The organism is Synechococcales cyanobacterium T60_A2020_003, from assembly GCA_015272205.1.
Taxonomy (GTDB): domain Bacteria; phylum Cyanobacteriota; class Cyanobacteriia; order RECH01; family RECH01; genus JACYMB01.
The window spans coordinates 1-11,959 of record JACYMB010000261.1; the positions used below are offsets into that span (position 1 = coordinate 1).

15 protein-coding genes and 1 pseudogene are annotated in these 11,959 nt (G+C 52.9%); 6 read left to right on the plus strand and 10 right to left on the minus strand.

Annotated features, from left to right (window positions below; all coding sequences use genetic code 11):
• The first annotated feature begins 250 nt into the window (after nucleotides 1-250).
• Nucleotides 251-1,050 (plus strand): annotated as a pseudogene (locus IGR76_12915) (aminotransferase class I/II-fold pyridoxal phosphate-dependent enzyme).
• Here the strand turns inward: IGR76_12915 and IGR76_12920 are convergent.
• The 4 genes from IGR76_12920 to IGR76_12935 form a co-directional block, all read right to left on the minus strand.
• Complete coding sequence (locus tag IGR76_12920) at nucleotides 996-1,232, minus strand: NAD(P)H-binding protein (protein ID MBF2079380.1); 237 nt, start codon at nucleotides 1,230-1,232, stop codon at nucleotides 996-998. The pseudogene IGR76_12915 and the gene IGR76_12920 overlap by 55 nt on opposite strands.
• Nucleotides 1,233-1,322: 90 nt before the next feature.
• A complete protein-coding gene (locus tag IGR76_12925) occupies nucleotides 1,323-1,553 on the minus strand; it encodes a hypothetical protein (protein MBF2079381.1) in 231 nt (76 codons plus the stop codon).
• A 65-nt stretch (nucleotides 1,554-1,618) separates the two neighbouring features.
• On the minus strand, nucleotides 1,619-1,885 hold the full coding sequence (locus tag IGR76_12930; GenBank protein ID MBF2079382.1) for a DUF2584 family protein: 267 nt from the start codon (nucleotides 1,883-1,885) through the stop codon (nucleotides 1,619-1,621).
• A 59-nt stretch (nucleotides 1,886-1,944) separates the two neighbouring features.
• On the minus strand, nucleotides 1,945-2,250 hold the full coding sequence (locus IGR76_12935) for a hypothetical protein (protein ID MBF2079383.1): 306 nt from the start codon (nucleotides 2,248-2,250) through the stop codon (nucleotides 1,945-1,947).
• Nucleotides 2,251-2,692: 442 nt separating this feature from the next.
• On the opposite strand from IGR76_12935, the gene IGR76_12940 reads away from it, so the two are divergent.
• Nucleotides 2,693-3,646 (plus strand): flippase-like domain-containing protein, encoded by a 954-nt coding sequence (locus IGR76_12940; protein MBF2079384.1) that lies wholly within the window; start codon nucleotides 2,693-2,695, stop codon nucleotides 3,644-3,646.
• A 36-nt stretch (nucleotides 3,647-3,682) separates the two neighbouring features.
• Complete coding sequence (locus tag IGR76_12945; protein MBF2079385.1) at nucleotides 3,683-4,900, plus strand: DNA double-strand break repair nuclease NurA; 1,218 nt, start codon at nucleotides 3,683-3,685, stop codon at nucleotides 4,898-4,900.
• A 13-nt stretch (nucleotides 4,901-4,913) separates the two neighbouring features.
• Here IGR76_12945 and IGR76_12950 read toward each other — a convergent pair whose 3' ends face one another.
• The 4 genes from IGR76_12950 to IGR76_12965 all read right to left on the minus strand — a co-directional run bounded on the left by IGR76_12950 (nucleotide 4,914) and on the right by IGR76_12965 (nucleotide 7,427).
• Nucleotides 4,914-5,252, minus strand: a complete 339-nt coding sequence (locus IGR76_12950) for a XisI protein (protein ID MBF2079386.1) — start codon at nucleotides 5,250-5,252, stop codon at nucleotides 4,914-4,916.
• Nucleotides 5,237-5,656 (minus strand): XisH family protein, encoded by a 420-nt coding sequence (locus tag IGR76_12955; protein MBF2079387.1) that lies wholly within the window; start codon nucleotides 5,654-5,656, stop codon nucleotides 5,237-5,239. Before IGR76_12955 ends, IGR76_12950 begins: the two co-directional genes overlap by 16 nt.
• Before the next feature lie 35 nt (nucleotides 5,657-5,691).
• Nucleotides 5,692-5,970 carry an exodeoxyribonuclease VII small subunit gene (gene xseB / locus IGR76_12960; GenBank protein ID MBF2079388.1) on the minus strand — a complete coding sequence of 93 codons (279 nt, stop codon included), beginning with the start codon at nucleotides 5,968-5,970 and terminating at the stop codon, nucleotides 5,692-5,694.
• Nucleotides 5,971-6,182: 212 nt separating this feature from the next.
• Nucleotides 6,183-7,427 (minus strand): exodeoxyribonuclease VII large subunit, encoded by a 1,245-nt coding sequence (locus IGR76_12965; protein ID MBF2079389.1) that lies wholly within the window; start codon nucleotides 7,425-7,427, stop codon nucleotides 6,183-6,185.
• A gap of 515 nt (nucleotides 7,428-7,942) precedes the next feature.
• Between IGR76_12965 and recA the strand changes: the two genes are divergently transcribed.
• Complete coding sequence (recA, locus tag IGR76_12970; GenBank protein MBF2079390.1) at nucleotides 7,943-9,019, plus strand: recombinase RecA; 1,077 nt, start codon at nucleotides 7,943-7,945, stop codon at nucleotides 9,017-9,019.
• A 76-nt stretch (nucleotides 9,020-9,095) separates the two neighbouring features.
• Here recA and rsmH read toward each other — a convergent pair whose 3' ends face one another.
• Nucleotides 9,096-10,088 (minus strand): 16S rRNA (cytosine(1402)-N(4))-methyltransferase RsmH, encoded by a 993-nt coding sequence (gene rsmH, locus IGR76_12975; protein MBF2079391.1) that lies wholly within the window; start codon nucleotides 10,086-10,088, stop codon nucleotides 9,096-9,098.
• Between the two features lie 18 nt (nucleotides 10,089-10,106).
• Here rsmH and IGR76_12980 point away from each other — a divergent pair, with 18 nt between their 5' ends.
• Nucleotides 10,107-11,288: an MltA domain-containing protein gene (locus IGR76_12980; protein MBF2079392.1), complete on the plus strand. Its 1,182-nt coding sequence runs from the start codon at nucleotides 10,107-10,109 to the stop codon at nucleotides 11,286-11,288.
• A gap of 120 nt (nucleotides 11,289-11,408) precedes the next feature.
• On the opposite strand, the gene IGR76_12985 is transcribed toward IGR76_12980, so the two are convergent.
• Entirely contained in the window at nucleotides 11,409-11,612 is a 204-nt protein-coding gene (locus tag IGR76_12985) for a hypothetical protein (GenBank protein ID MBF2079393.1), read from the minus strand.
• Between the two features lie 152 nt (nucleotides 11,613-11,764).
• On the opposite strand from IGR76_12985, the gene IGR76_12990 reads away from it, so the two are divergent.
• Nucleotides 11,765-11,926 (plus strand): hypothetical protein, encoded by a 162-nt coding sequence (locus IGR76_12990; protein MBF2079394.1) that lies wholly within the window; start codon nucleotides 11,765-11,767, stop codon nucleotides 11,924-11,926.
• The last annotated feature ends 33 nt before the right edge of the window (nucleotides 11,927-11,959 follow it).

The following is an 11,959-nucleotide window of genomic DNA, read 5'->3' on the forward strand; positions in this document are numbered from 1 at the left end:
TTTCCGTTTTAGATGGTTTATCGAAAGATGAATACTATATAAGCGTTTCTTGCCCAGGCAGCGTACCAGCAAAATCATCTTGTATGCGTCGCATGCTACACAAAGTGACCAGGCTAGGAGGGAGACGTTATCAAATGGCACCAAGCAGATGACAACTAATACCACCAGTTTTCGGGGATTGTAAACCACAGCGATTCATGCCGGTGAAACACCTGATTTAGCAACCCGTGCCTCTTCTCCTAACATTGTTATGTCGTCCTCCTTCGTGACCGACGCCGATACGCCCTTCTCGGCTGAAAACTTGCAGGAGCAGACCACATTTTTCTATACCCGTGAAGGGAATCCAACCGTTCAGCAACTTGAGCAAAAATTGGCTGCCTTAGAGGGTGCGGAAGCGTGTGTGGCGTTTAGTAGCGGTATGGCTGCTATCTCCGCGCTGATGTTCTACATGCTTAAACCGGGTGATCACATTGTCATGAGCGATGGGGCGTATGTGGGTGCAGCGGAGTTAATGAAGGGATTAATCCCCGCCCTGGATATTCAGGTTACGCGAGTCAATACAACTGATTTAGACGCGATCCAATCGGCTATACGTCCTCAAACGAAACTGATCCATATTGAGACCCCGTGCAACCCAATTGTTCGAATATCAGATATTCAGGCGATCGCCCAAATTGCTTACACAGCAGGTGCAAAGTTAGTGGTTGATTCGACCTTCGCCACACCCGTCGCTACTCAACCCGTTACGTTCGGTGCAGATTTTGTCGTTCATTCTCTGAGTAAGTACCTGTGCGGGCATGGCGATGCTATTGGTGGAGCCGTGTTGGGGACGAGTAGTGAAATATCAGGTATTCGCCATTTGCTGGTGCACCTTGGGGGGCACTCAGTCCATTTAATGCGTGGTTGATTATGCGAGGGATTACAACCTTGCCTATTCGAATGAAAGCTCATGAGCAGAATGCGCTAAACGTTGCGCGTTTTCTGGAAGCTCATCCTCAAGTCAGAATCACTAATGCATCACAGCCAGCGATCGCCCCTTCAAGGCTTTGAGAATCACGGATGTCTCCAAAATAGAAACCGTCGGTTGTACCAAACAGATCTTGCACCTTCTGTTCCGACCGGGCAAAGCCCCTGACGGTAAATTGTTCGGGTCGTTGCTGAAGTTTTTGAACGACGATTGAGCCTGTGCGCCCAGTGGCTCCGGTGACTAAAACGTGACAAGGGATAGACATGGATTTCAACGAAAAGGACTGGTAACTATTCTCTCATCTCAGGGGAATAGGATCGGTGGAGCAGGGGCGATCGCCCATCCAACTTACGGATTACAAATCGGTCGGATCAAACGGGTTTCGATAGTCGAGGTCTTCGATCAAATCGCCTGTGAACCAGGTTAATGTAGGGTCATTCTCGTCATAATCGGGATCAATGCGATAGTCGATGCAGCGATCGCCCTCAACCCCATGAGGATGAACCGTACAGGGCAGAAGCGGGCTCAGGCTGAAGAACTGACACGAGCTACACTCCGGCAGTTGGCGGAAAAAGCGAGGTTTCATCGCGTTGTGAAAAATAGAGTATGCGTTATACGTCCAGTATGCCGAGTATAGACGGACAGGTACACTTAGCCTTTCATGGACAATGCCGCTGGATAGAGGCGATGCACGGTAAACTCCACGAACGTTTGCCGATTTTTCCAAGTCAAGGTGTGGATGACGATGTCGGCCTGAGCCATCCAGTCAGTGTCTACAAGGGGAATCGGGACATCAATGGGGATAATCCTATACCCATCTTTAACGGCGTCATAGGGGGTGTTAAGTGCTAATGAGGCTGGATAGCCTTGAGCGGCATTCAATTTCAAAATGCTATTGACTTGACAGGGCATTCCCATCGGTAATTATCCAAATCTGGGCGATCGCCACTATACGCCATTTGCAGGAACGCGAATCACTACAGCGTATCTATCCGTGATAAGGACTCAATGAGTTCCTCAACGTCTTCTCCATCACGGCATTGCTGCACCTGATTCTTGAACCAATCAACTTCGTCTGGTTCAACCTCCTGCAACTCGTAGACTAACAACAGTCCTGCCACGCGCCCCAGAGTGACGGGAGCATAGGAGAGATGGCCGACTAGGGCGATCGCTTCTTCGTAAATTCGATAGGCGATCGCTTCACTGATCGGTTGCCCGATCTGTCCTGCAATTTCTTGCAAGCTGTGTTGAATAAACATTTGGAGGTCATCGTCTGGAGGCATAAGCAGTCAGCCGTCGCATTGCTTGCTTTGATTGTAGGCTGCCCCACCTCCAAACAACAGTTCGGTAGCCTACTAGTCGTCGTTGGAACCCATGCTCAGCGATAACGAATAGGGCCCCGTCCCCGATATTGCGGGGCAACGTTCAAAATCCGGCGTTGCTGAAGGCGGCTATGAATTGCCCTCATCCCCAACCCTGCTCCCGCAGGAGCAGGGCGCTAAAACTCTTGTTCCCTCTCCTTGGGGGGAGGGCTGAAAAAGGCTTGCACACGAAAATCATACTTCTGTTCAGCAACGCCCAAAATCCTAGCGTTTTGGGGGGATGGAAGCTGTTCTCGATGTCGAGTGGAATTTAGGGAAATGGCAAAACTCTAGAAAGAGCTGATCGATTATCATCCTTGTATCGAGAATTCAAGGCAGCGGCGATCGCCCCCACTCCTAAGGCATGAACCAACTCATGAAACGACTGAAGCCCTTCATCCGTTGGGTCATTCTTGGCGGAACCCTCTTCTTTCTGGTGGCGGCGGTTAAAGCCCATTGGCAAGGGGTGGCCGAAATTCGGATTGCGCCTACGGGGTGGGCATTGTTGGCGATCGCCCTTGGTGTTACGCTACTCGCTCATATTTGCTCTGGGTGGGTATGGGGCTGGATTTTGCGCGAATTTTCCCAATCGGTGACGGCCAGTTGGAGCGTGATCACCTATCTCAAAACCAACATCGCCAAATATCTTCCCGGTAACGTGTGGCATTTCTACAGTCGAGTATCAGCGGCAAACGCTGCCGGAATTCCCTTTTCAGTATCGGTAGTGTCAGTAGTAATGGAGCCGTTGCTGATGGCCGCCGCCGCCCTAGCCGTGGCTCTCTTTAGCCTGGAGCGATCGCAGATCTGGATTCAGATCCTAGTCCTGGCAGGAACCTTAGCGATCGTTCATCCCTATGGGCTGAATCGGGCGATCGCGCTCCTTAGCAAAGCCAAACTCAAAAAAGCTCCCCCATCAGACGAGGGCGTCCCCATCCCCGAACCACCGACCGAACTGCCCAAACTCCACCGCTATCCCTGGCGACCATTGCTGGGGGAGTTTCTCTTTTTAGGATTGCGGAGTATTGGGTTTGTGTTGGCGATCGCTGCACTCCAGCCCATTTCCTGGTCACAAGTGCCCTTACTCGTGAGCGTATTTAGTTTTTCCTGGCTGTTGGGTCTGGTCGTTCCCGGTGCGCCCGGGGGATTGGGTGTCTTTGAGGCAACGGCGATCGCCCTTTTATCTCGACACACCGACGATTTTTCTACCGCTGTGATCATTAGTGCCGTGGCGTTATATCGGTTGATCAGCATCTTGGCAGAGGCGGGTGGTGCAGGGTTAGCGTGGTTGGATGAGCGGCGATCGCTGAAATCGAGCTAGGATTTGACTAGTTCATCTGTTTGGATCGGAATTGCCATGCTCGATCTTGTCAAACTTGCCCGCCAAATGCAGGGCATGAGCCAGCACCTCAGCCAGGAAGCCACCGCTGCCCGCAAACGGATGGAGTTGGCCGAAGCGGCGCTCCGCAACGCCCGTCCTCGCCAGGATGAATTGGTTAGTAGACAGGAGCAGTGGCGCGATCGCTTGGGGTTTACGGCAGCTCAGCCCCTGGAACCGTTGGATACGCGAGTGCTGATCGACCCCGCACCAGACGCTCATACCGTTGTGGCTACCGACGGATCGCAGATTGCTCCTAGCCATCACGAAATTGCCTACTGTTATCTAATCAACGTGGGGCGGGTGGTTTTGCACTATGGGCAGAGTCGTTATCCGCTGTTGGACAGTCTGCCGGAGGTGTTTTATCGACCGGAAGATCTCTATGTGTCGCGACAATGGGGCATCCGCACCGAAGAATGGATGGGCTATCAGCGCACGGTGTCAGAGGCGATCGCCCTTGCGGAACTAGCTACTCACCATGCGGCCGTTGCCGATCAAACGCAGCAGCTTTCCCTCCTCACCGCTCCCACGGGGCCAACGTTGGCCATGGTAGACGGATCGTTGATCCACTGGTTTCTGGAACCGTTGCCGCTGGATGCGCGCGATCGCCTGTTGCCCCCGATGCTGGATGCTTGGGATCAGCTTCAATCGGCAAAAATCCCATTGGTGGGCTACTTGAGTGCGTCCCGCAGTGGCGAAGCGCTGAACTTTCTAAGGCTGCACACCTGTCCATTTGATGCGCCTGATTGCCAAACCCACTGCGTCGGCAAACCGGATCAAGCTCCCTGTCAGGTCTTTTCGCCGTTGCGCGATGCGGTGCTGTGGTCGGCGGTGCTGCAACCGGGGGAACGGGGCACCATTTGGAAGAGTTCGGCGCAAATCCTCGATGCCTACGGTCAGCACCAAATCTGTTTTTGCTATGTCCATGTCGGGGCAGAGATTGCCCGGATCGAGTTTCCGCAATGGGTCGCGGAGGATAAAGCCATGTTGAATACGGCTCTCAGTCTTGCATTGACCCAGGTGCAAAAGGGGTATGGCTATCCGGTGGCGTTGGCTGAGGCGCATAATCAGGCAGTAGTGAGGGGGGGCGATCGCACTCGCTTTTTTGCCTTGTTAGAACAGCAGCTTGTCCGCGCCGGATTAACGAATATTGGTACGTCCTATAAGGAAGCGCGAAAACGAGGAAGTATCGCTTAACAAGCGTTTCCCATTAGGTCACGGCAAAACCTGTATGCTTGCGTATCTTCGGATGACGAAAACCTAATACAATATCTTCTTTGCCAATACCTGCTGCCATCAAATCGGCGGCAACACCCTCTTCCGTGTCATCGTACTGAATCCAAACTTTTTGGCCAATCAAACTAATATGAATAGGTGTTGCATGGAGGTAATGATCACCTCGCCAACCCATATCTATGATCAAATACTGACCCCGCTCATCATCAAAGACCACTTGAGATGTGTATTCATCAGGTAAAGTATTTCGATAGGCAGAATGCTTCTGGAGAGTACTTTTAATGATGTTTTGATAGTCTAATCGGGTATCCATTGTACGATTACCTCGTTATCATCATCAAAAACCAATAATTTGATTACCTGATTCTTGAGCAGCACCTGTCCCAATTCTATAGCGAATACGCTGTTAAATGTGGGTTGAGATACAGCTAGATAAAGACCCCGCTCAATTCCCATCTCATTTAGAATTTGGCGATATAAAATATACTGGCCTAACGCTTGTTCCAGATCTTTGACATCGGACGAGCCTAGAAAGCTTTTGACTTCAACGACTATTTTCTGTAAGCCTAGATCTGCACCAATAAGACGCTCTGCGCCTAGATCAGCCGATAATCGTTTCTTGCCAATTTGAAGCGGAAATGGATCGTGTGCAATTGTCCATTTATCTCTTTGTAACGCACGTTTCACCGTGTCGTGATAGATGTCTTTTGCTGGCACCAGTACGCTCTTCAATAGATGTATCTAAGTAGGATTCAGCTCAAACCTGACTCTTCCCGATCCAGCAACGTTTCAATCAATAAGTCCGCCTGCTGTTGATGCTGATTCAAAAACGTTTCACACTGGTTCAGGTACTCCACCGCCTGGGAAAACTGCTGAAACACCTCCGCCAGTTCCAGTTCACCTGCCTCAATCCGACCAATAATCGCTTCAATTTCGCTGACAGTACGTTCATAGTGCCAGTTCGCAGGTAGATCAGAGGGGGCGATCGCGTCTTTGGTTGATTTCGATGGACTCGTTTTTTTGGGAGGCATAGGGGGAATCTCCTGACTAGGTGAATGGGAATGGAGGTTTTGAGTTTTGAGTTTTGAGTTTTGAGTTTTGAGTTTTAGGTCAAATTCGGTTCGTCGATGATCCGTGTATATCCCTGTAGGAACGGGGTTTGAAATTGAAATTGAATCTCGATACGTGTTAGAGGCTGTCTCCTAAACTCGCCCGCCCTAGGTTTCATCAATCGAACATGAGTTCAAGAGAGCGGGTATTCGACTGGACGCACAACCTCGACCTCGGCTGACCCTTCCGTGAACTGCACCATGAGGTGTTGTCCAGCGTAGAGTCCAACGGGCGATCGCACCACCCCACCTTTCTGATCGCGCACCACCGCATAACCCCGCTTCAATACCGACTCTGGATCAAGGGTCGTTAACGTATCGCGGAGGCGTTGGCAGTGCTGGTTAGAGGACTGCAACCGATGGCGCACTAACGTAATCAGGCGATCGCGCATCCAATCCAACGATTCCTGCTCATGCTGAAGCGACTGATCCAACCGAACACGGTGAAGGCGCGATCGCAGGCGTTGCTGTTCATCCTGGGCTATGTAGACCCGCTCCCGCAATGCTTGCACCAAAATCTCAGTCCGTTGGCGATGGTCGTCTTGCAGCAGTCGCAGATCTGGAACCGCTTTCTCCGCCGCTGCCGTGGGGGTATGGGCATAGGCATCCGCCACCAGATCCGCCAAGGTTTCATCCCGCTGATGCCCAATCCCCGCAATCACCGGGATAGAACAGTCGGCAACGGCTCGCACCACCCGTTCATCGTTAAAACAGGCCAGATCCTCCGATGCGCCACCCCCTCGTGCCAGGATCAGCACCTCTGCCCGTCCATCCCGTTCGACTCGCTGAATCGCCCGCACAATCGACACCGGAGCCAGTTCGCCCTGCACCTGCGCCGGAGACAGCAACACCCGCAGTCCCGGATAGCGATGGCGCAAGGTGCGTTGAATATCGCCCCAGGCGGCGGCTTGGGGTGAAGTGACGACCGCAACCGTTTGAGGATGGACTGGTAAAGGCCGTTTGCGCTCGGAGGCGAACAGCCCTTCTGCCCGGAGGCGATCGCGCACCTGTTTTTCTCGCAGTGCCAACAGTCCCTCCCCTGCCGGAAGCACCTGCCACCCCACCAGGCGATATTCTCCCCGTGGGGCATAGAGCCGCACCTGCCCCAGCACAATCACCTGTTCCCCTATCTTGGGTAAGGTTGCTAACCGAGACGCCTGACTCCGCCACACCACACAGGCGATCGCTGCTTTATCGTCCGGATCTTGCAGGGTGAAGAACAGTCCCTTGGGATGGTGATTCACACTCGACACTTCCCCCGTCACCCACACCTGCCGCAGTTGCACGTCCTCTTCTACTAGTGACTGAATGTAGCGGGTCAGGCCAGCAACGGACAGCGCCATTTCGGGAACCGTGAGACGGGGTTGATTGGAGAACATGGCAGAGAAATCCAGTAAAGGGCAAGGGGAATCCAGCACTCTCCCAGAGATGATAGGGACTCACATCGAGAGCATCATCACATTGATGGGTGCGGCACAGATAAAACTTCAACAAGTTGTTAGACTGTCATCGGCCAAACAATCCATACTCAGTAGCCGTGGCGACCCCAATCACGCGCTCCAACCGGACACGCGTTTGGGTATTGCCAAAGCTCCAGAATGAATTGTTATGATAATGTATAGTACCCTTGTATTTGTCTGAGTACAAGTGTATTGTATTTATACGGTTCACTTCGCGCAAGCATGATTATTCGGCTCCGGCAATCTGTCCTAGACTGGGTGAAGGACTCAGCATAAACGCTATGGATAGAGGCTGGCGATCGCTCTAAATTCTATATTTCCGCAACGCTCCTGGTCTGCTGAGACAATAGCAGGCATGGGTTACGCAAATTCCCAGGTTACGGTGGCTGGCGTTTCGTGTAAATCTGTAAGTTTCAAAAGGTTTTGAGGTGCCCATGGCTAAGAGCAGCAACGAAAGTTCTGAAAAGATGAAAGCCCTGAATATGGTGCTGACCCAAATCGATCGCACCTTTGGGAAGGGCAGTATTGTGCGGTTGGGCGATGCGCCCCGCATGAAGGTTGAAACGATTCCCAGCGGCGCACTCACCTTGGATCTTGCCCTGGGTGGTGGTATTCCCAAGGGGCGGATCATTGAAATCTACGGCCCAGAAAGTTCGGGTAAAACGACAGTTGCCCTCCATGCGATCGCCGAAGTCCAAAAATCCGGTGGAATTGCCGCCTTTGTAGATGCTGAACACGCCCTTGACCCCACCTATGCAGGTGCGTTGGGGGTTGATATTGAGAATTTGCTCGTGTCTCAGCCCGACACTGGGGAAGCCGGATTGGAAATTGTGGATCAACTGGTGCGGTCTACGGCGATTGATCTCGTCGTTGTGGATTCGGTTGCCGCGCTGGTTCCCCGTGCCGAAATTGAAGGGGAAATGGGCGATACCCACGTCGGCTTGCAGGCTCGTTTGATGAGCCAAGCCCTGCGGAAGATTACCGGAAATATTGGTAAAACTGGATGTAGCGTCATCTTTTTGAACCAGCTTCGTCAAAAAATTGGCGTCACCTACGGCAACCCTGAGACCACCACAGGCGGAAATGCGCTGAAGTTCTACGCGTCGGTACGGATGGACATTCGCCGAATTCAAACGCTGAAGAAGGGAACGGAAGAGTATGGCATTCGCGCCAAGGTGAAAGTCGCCAAAAATAAGGTGGCTCCGCCCTTCCGGATTGCCGAGTTTGACATCATCTTTGGCAAAGGGATTTCGAGTTATGGTTGCTTGATGGACTTGGCCGAGGAAACGGGAATCGTGACTCGTCGTGGCGCGTGGTACAGCTACAACGGCGATAACATTGCCCAGGGTCGCGATAACGCCATTAAGTACATGGAAGAAAAGCCCGAATTTGCCCAGGAAATTGATCGCCTCGTGCGTGAAAAGCTGGAAATGGGGGCGATGGTTTCCGCCAATTCGATTGCGCCCAGTGATGCTGAAGACGAGGAGATTGAGGAACTGGATGATGAGTAATCTTAGTTTTGAATTTTGAGGTCTTAGTTTTGAGTTGATGATGCGGGGGACAGCAGCGAGTTTAGGGCATGATTAGTTAGTGATCGGTTGCGATATCGTCATCTGTAATTCGCTCCGCCCAACGTAACTTTGCAGAGCGCGATCGCCCATTGTGTTCCATCTCTTCGGGAGTAGGCACGATGGGCTTTTTCGTGAGCACCCGCAGCAGGGGATTTTCCCGCAGGGTGTGTTTCACGATCCGGTCTTCTAGGCTATGAAAGCTGATAATCCCTACCCGTCCGCCGGGTTTTAACCAGTGGGGCGCACGGTCTAGAAAGCGTTCCAGCACCTCCAATTCCCGATTCACTACAATGCGGAGAGCCTGAAAGGTGCGCGTGGCGGGATGGATGCGCCCGTAGCGGTAGCTTTTAGGCACGCTGTAGAAAATGACCTCCGCCAGTTCCGTAGTGGTCTCGAAGGGTCGCCGCTCGACAATGCGACGGGCGATCTTGCGCGACAGTCGTTCTTCGCCGTACTGATAAATGACGTTGGCGAGATCCTGCTCGTCCCAGGTATTCACAATCTCGGCGGCAGTCATGTCCTGCTGAGGATTCATCCGCATATCGAGGGGAGCGCTGAGCCGGAAGCTAAAGCCCCGATCGGGAATGTCGAACTGAGCAGAACTGACGCCCAAATCCGCAATGATGCCATCAAAGCGGCGATCGCCCGGATCGAAATCAGCAAAATTGCCCTGCCAGATCTGGACGCGATCGCCATAGGGAGCCAGCTTTGCCTGAGCCGCCGCGATCGCCTGGGGATCTTGATCAATCCCGGTCAGGGTAAGATGGGGGGCGGCCTCCAAAATTAGAGCGCTGTGGCCTCCACCCCCCAAGGTGGCATCCAGGTAATCGCCCCCCTCGCGGATCGCCAATCCCTCGACAATTTCTGTGGCTAGCACAGGCACATGGACAAAGTCCGGTGCGTCAGAGGGCTGAGGTGAGGTGGTCTTGCTCTCCTGAGAGGCAGCGATCGCTAAATCAGACGATGGGGTTGGCTCTGTCACTCGATCTCGCTTGTCGTTATTATTCATTCGCACCCTCAACTTAGCATGATCAGACCGTTTGCTTCCCTAGGGCTTAGCCTGGGTCTTGCGTTCAGTAGTCTGGTAATCCCACTGCCATCCGCACGGGCATCCGATCTACCGCTGCGATCAGTATCTTTGAGTGACCTTTCGCCAGAGGAACAAGCCCGGTTTGGATTGGACGATCGCCTCTGGGGAACCGCGAGCGATCGCCAAGCATTATTAACGGCAATCAACTATTCGCTGAATTACCTCACCACGGACAAAGCCAGCGAGGCCTACGCCAACTATCCAGTGCAGGGCATCACGCGCGATCGCGTTCGGCGGAGTCTGGAACGCTTCCGAGATCTCGTACAAACCAGTGCGTCGGCGGCAGACCTGCAAGCGGCGATCCTACGGGAATTTGAACTGTATGAATCCGTGGGCAATGATGGCTTAGGAACCGTACATTTCACAGGCTATTTTGAACCCATCTATGCCGCCAGTCGCGTACCAACCGCAGACTACCGCTATCCCCTCTATCGTCGTCCACCCACGCTGGAACAATGGACAGACCCGCACCCCACCCGCATCCAACTCGAAGGGACAGACGGCTTGCAGGGTAGCCAAGGCCCCTTGCGAGGACTGGAACTGGTGTGGTTGCGCGATCGCCTCGAAGCTTTTCTTGTCCAAGTCCAAGGTTCAGCCCGTCTGCAACTGACCGACGGCACGATGATGAGCGTTTCCTATCACGGACGCACCAATTATGACTACACCAGCCTGGGGCGGGAGTTAGTCAACGCCGGAATTTATACCCTGGACGAATTAACCTTGCCCCTCGTCATTCAATATTTCAAAGACCATCCCGAGGCGTTGAGTACCTATATCCCTCGGAATAATCGGTTTGTATTTTTCCGCGAAACCGACGGCGGTGCGCCCAACGGAACCCTGGAATTTCCAGTCACAGCGGAACGCACCGTCGCCACGGATAAAGCCATTATGCCGATGGGAGCCTTGGCGATTATTCATCTGGATCTCCCCATCGTCGCCGCTGACGCCAGCCTGGAAACTCGTCCGGTGAGTCGGTTTGTGCTGAACCAAGACACGGGTGGGGCGATTCAAGGGCCGGGCCGGGTAGATCTCTTTATGGGTACAGGCTCCATCGCAGGCGATCGCGCCGGACTTATGAACAGCGACGGACAACTCTATTTTCTGTTGCTCAAGGAGTAAGGAGAGTGAGTGGGATGAGGGAACCGTTGAGTGAGTGACCTGTAGGAGAGTGAGCGGACTGTAGGAGTGGGTGGATTGGAGCAACGTTGAGTAAGCAAATTTGGGCGATCAATCAAACCTTTAGCGGCGACGCACAAGACGAGTAGAGATCGATCGCACGGGTCGGTAGGTTCTCAAGGATAGGAGCGATCGCCGTAATCGAAACCGTCGCCGTGGCCGGAAGCCGATGTAGGCATCCGGGTTATCGATGAACGAGTGGTACGCGATCGCAAACGTGACCCCAAAAGCGACGTATTCCAACAAATGTTGCATCCAGTGCGGCATAAGACACCTTAACCTAACGTGCGTTTTCTGCGTACTGTTAGCCTGCCCGATTCCTAGGGGTAACCTCAACAGCGATCGCCCCTACTTACACAGTCTTTACGAAATGAAAATGACCGAATTTTGCGAACTTCTACGGAGACACGGCAATCCTGATGGAGACATCCTACACTGCAATATCGGATTGGAAAGATGCGCGACTCTGCGGAGACCACGACTTCACGCTCCAATACACAGATCAAATCGATGGGGCGATCGCGGTAACAAATCTCAATTTTGTGGGGTCACCTATTCCCAAAACGATTGAATCGAACTGACAGGATTCTTGCTCCGCAGGTCATACCGATGGG

Excerpts from the sequence above, each read along its gene's own strand:
- IGR76_12930 (MBF2079382.1), bottom strand. The coding sequence starts at position 1,885 with ATGGGAATGCCCTGTCAAGTCAATAGCATTTTGAAATTGAATGCCGCT.
- xseB (MBF2079388.1), bottom strand. The coding sequence starts at position 5,970 with ATGCCTCCCAAAAAAACGAGTCCATCGAAATCAACCAAAGACGCGATC.
- IGR76_12950 (MBF2079386.1), bottom strand. The coding sequence starts at position 5,252 with ATGGATACCCGATTAGACTATCAAAACATCATTAAAAGTACTCTCCAG.
- IGR76_12945 (MBF2079385.1), top strand. The coding sequence starts at position 3,683 with ATGCTCGATCTTGTCAAACTTGCCCGCCAAATGCAGGGCATGAGCCAG.
- IGR76_12985 (MBF2079393.1), bottom strand. The coding sequence starts at position 11,612 with ATGCCGCACTGGATGCAACATTTGTTGGAATACGTCGCTTTTGGGGTC.
- rsmH (MBF2079391.1), bottom strand. The coding sequence starts at position 10,088 with ATGAATAATAACGACAAGCGAGATCGAGTGACAGAGCCAACCCCATCG.
- IGR76_12925 (MBF2079381.1), bottom strand. The coding sequence starts at position 1,553 with ATGAAACCTCGCTTTTTCCGCCAACTGCCGGAGTGTAGCTCGTGTCAG.
- IGR76_12965 (MBF2079389.1), bottom strand. The coding sequence starts at position 7,427 with ATGTTCTCCAATCAACCCCGTCTCACGGTTCCCGAAATGGCGCTGTCC.
- IGR76_12920 (MBF2079380.1), bottom strand. The coding sequence starts at position 1,232 with ATGTCTATCCCTTGTCACGTTTTAGTCACCGGAGCCACTGGGCGCACA.
- IGR76_12940 (MBF2079384.1), top strand. The coding sequence starts at position 2,693 with ATGAACCAACTCATGAAACGACTGAAGCCCTTCATCCGTTGGGTCATT.
- IGR76_12980 (MBF2079392.1), top strand. The coding sequence starts at position 10,107 with ATGATCAGACCGTTTGCTTCCCTAGGGCTTAGCCTGGGTCTTGCGTTC.
- IGR76_12935 (MBF2079383.1), bottom strand. The coding sequence starts at position 2,250 with ATGCCTCCAGACGATGACCTCCAAATGTTTATTCAACACAGCTTGCAA.
- recA (MBF2079390.1), top strand. The coding sequence starts at position 7,943 with ATGGCTAAGAGCAGCAACGAAAGTTCTGAAAAGATGAAAGCCCTGAAT.
- IGR76_12990 (MBF2079394.1), top strand. The coding sequence starts at position 11,765 with ATGGAGACATCCTACACTGCAATATCGGATTGGAAAGATGCGCGACTC.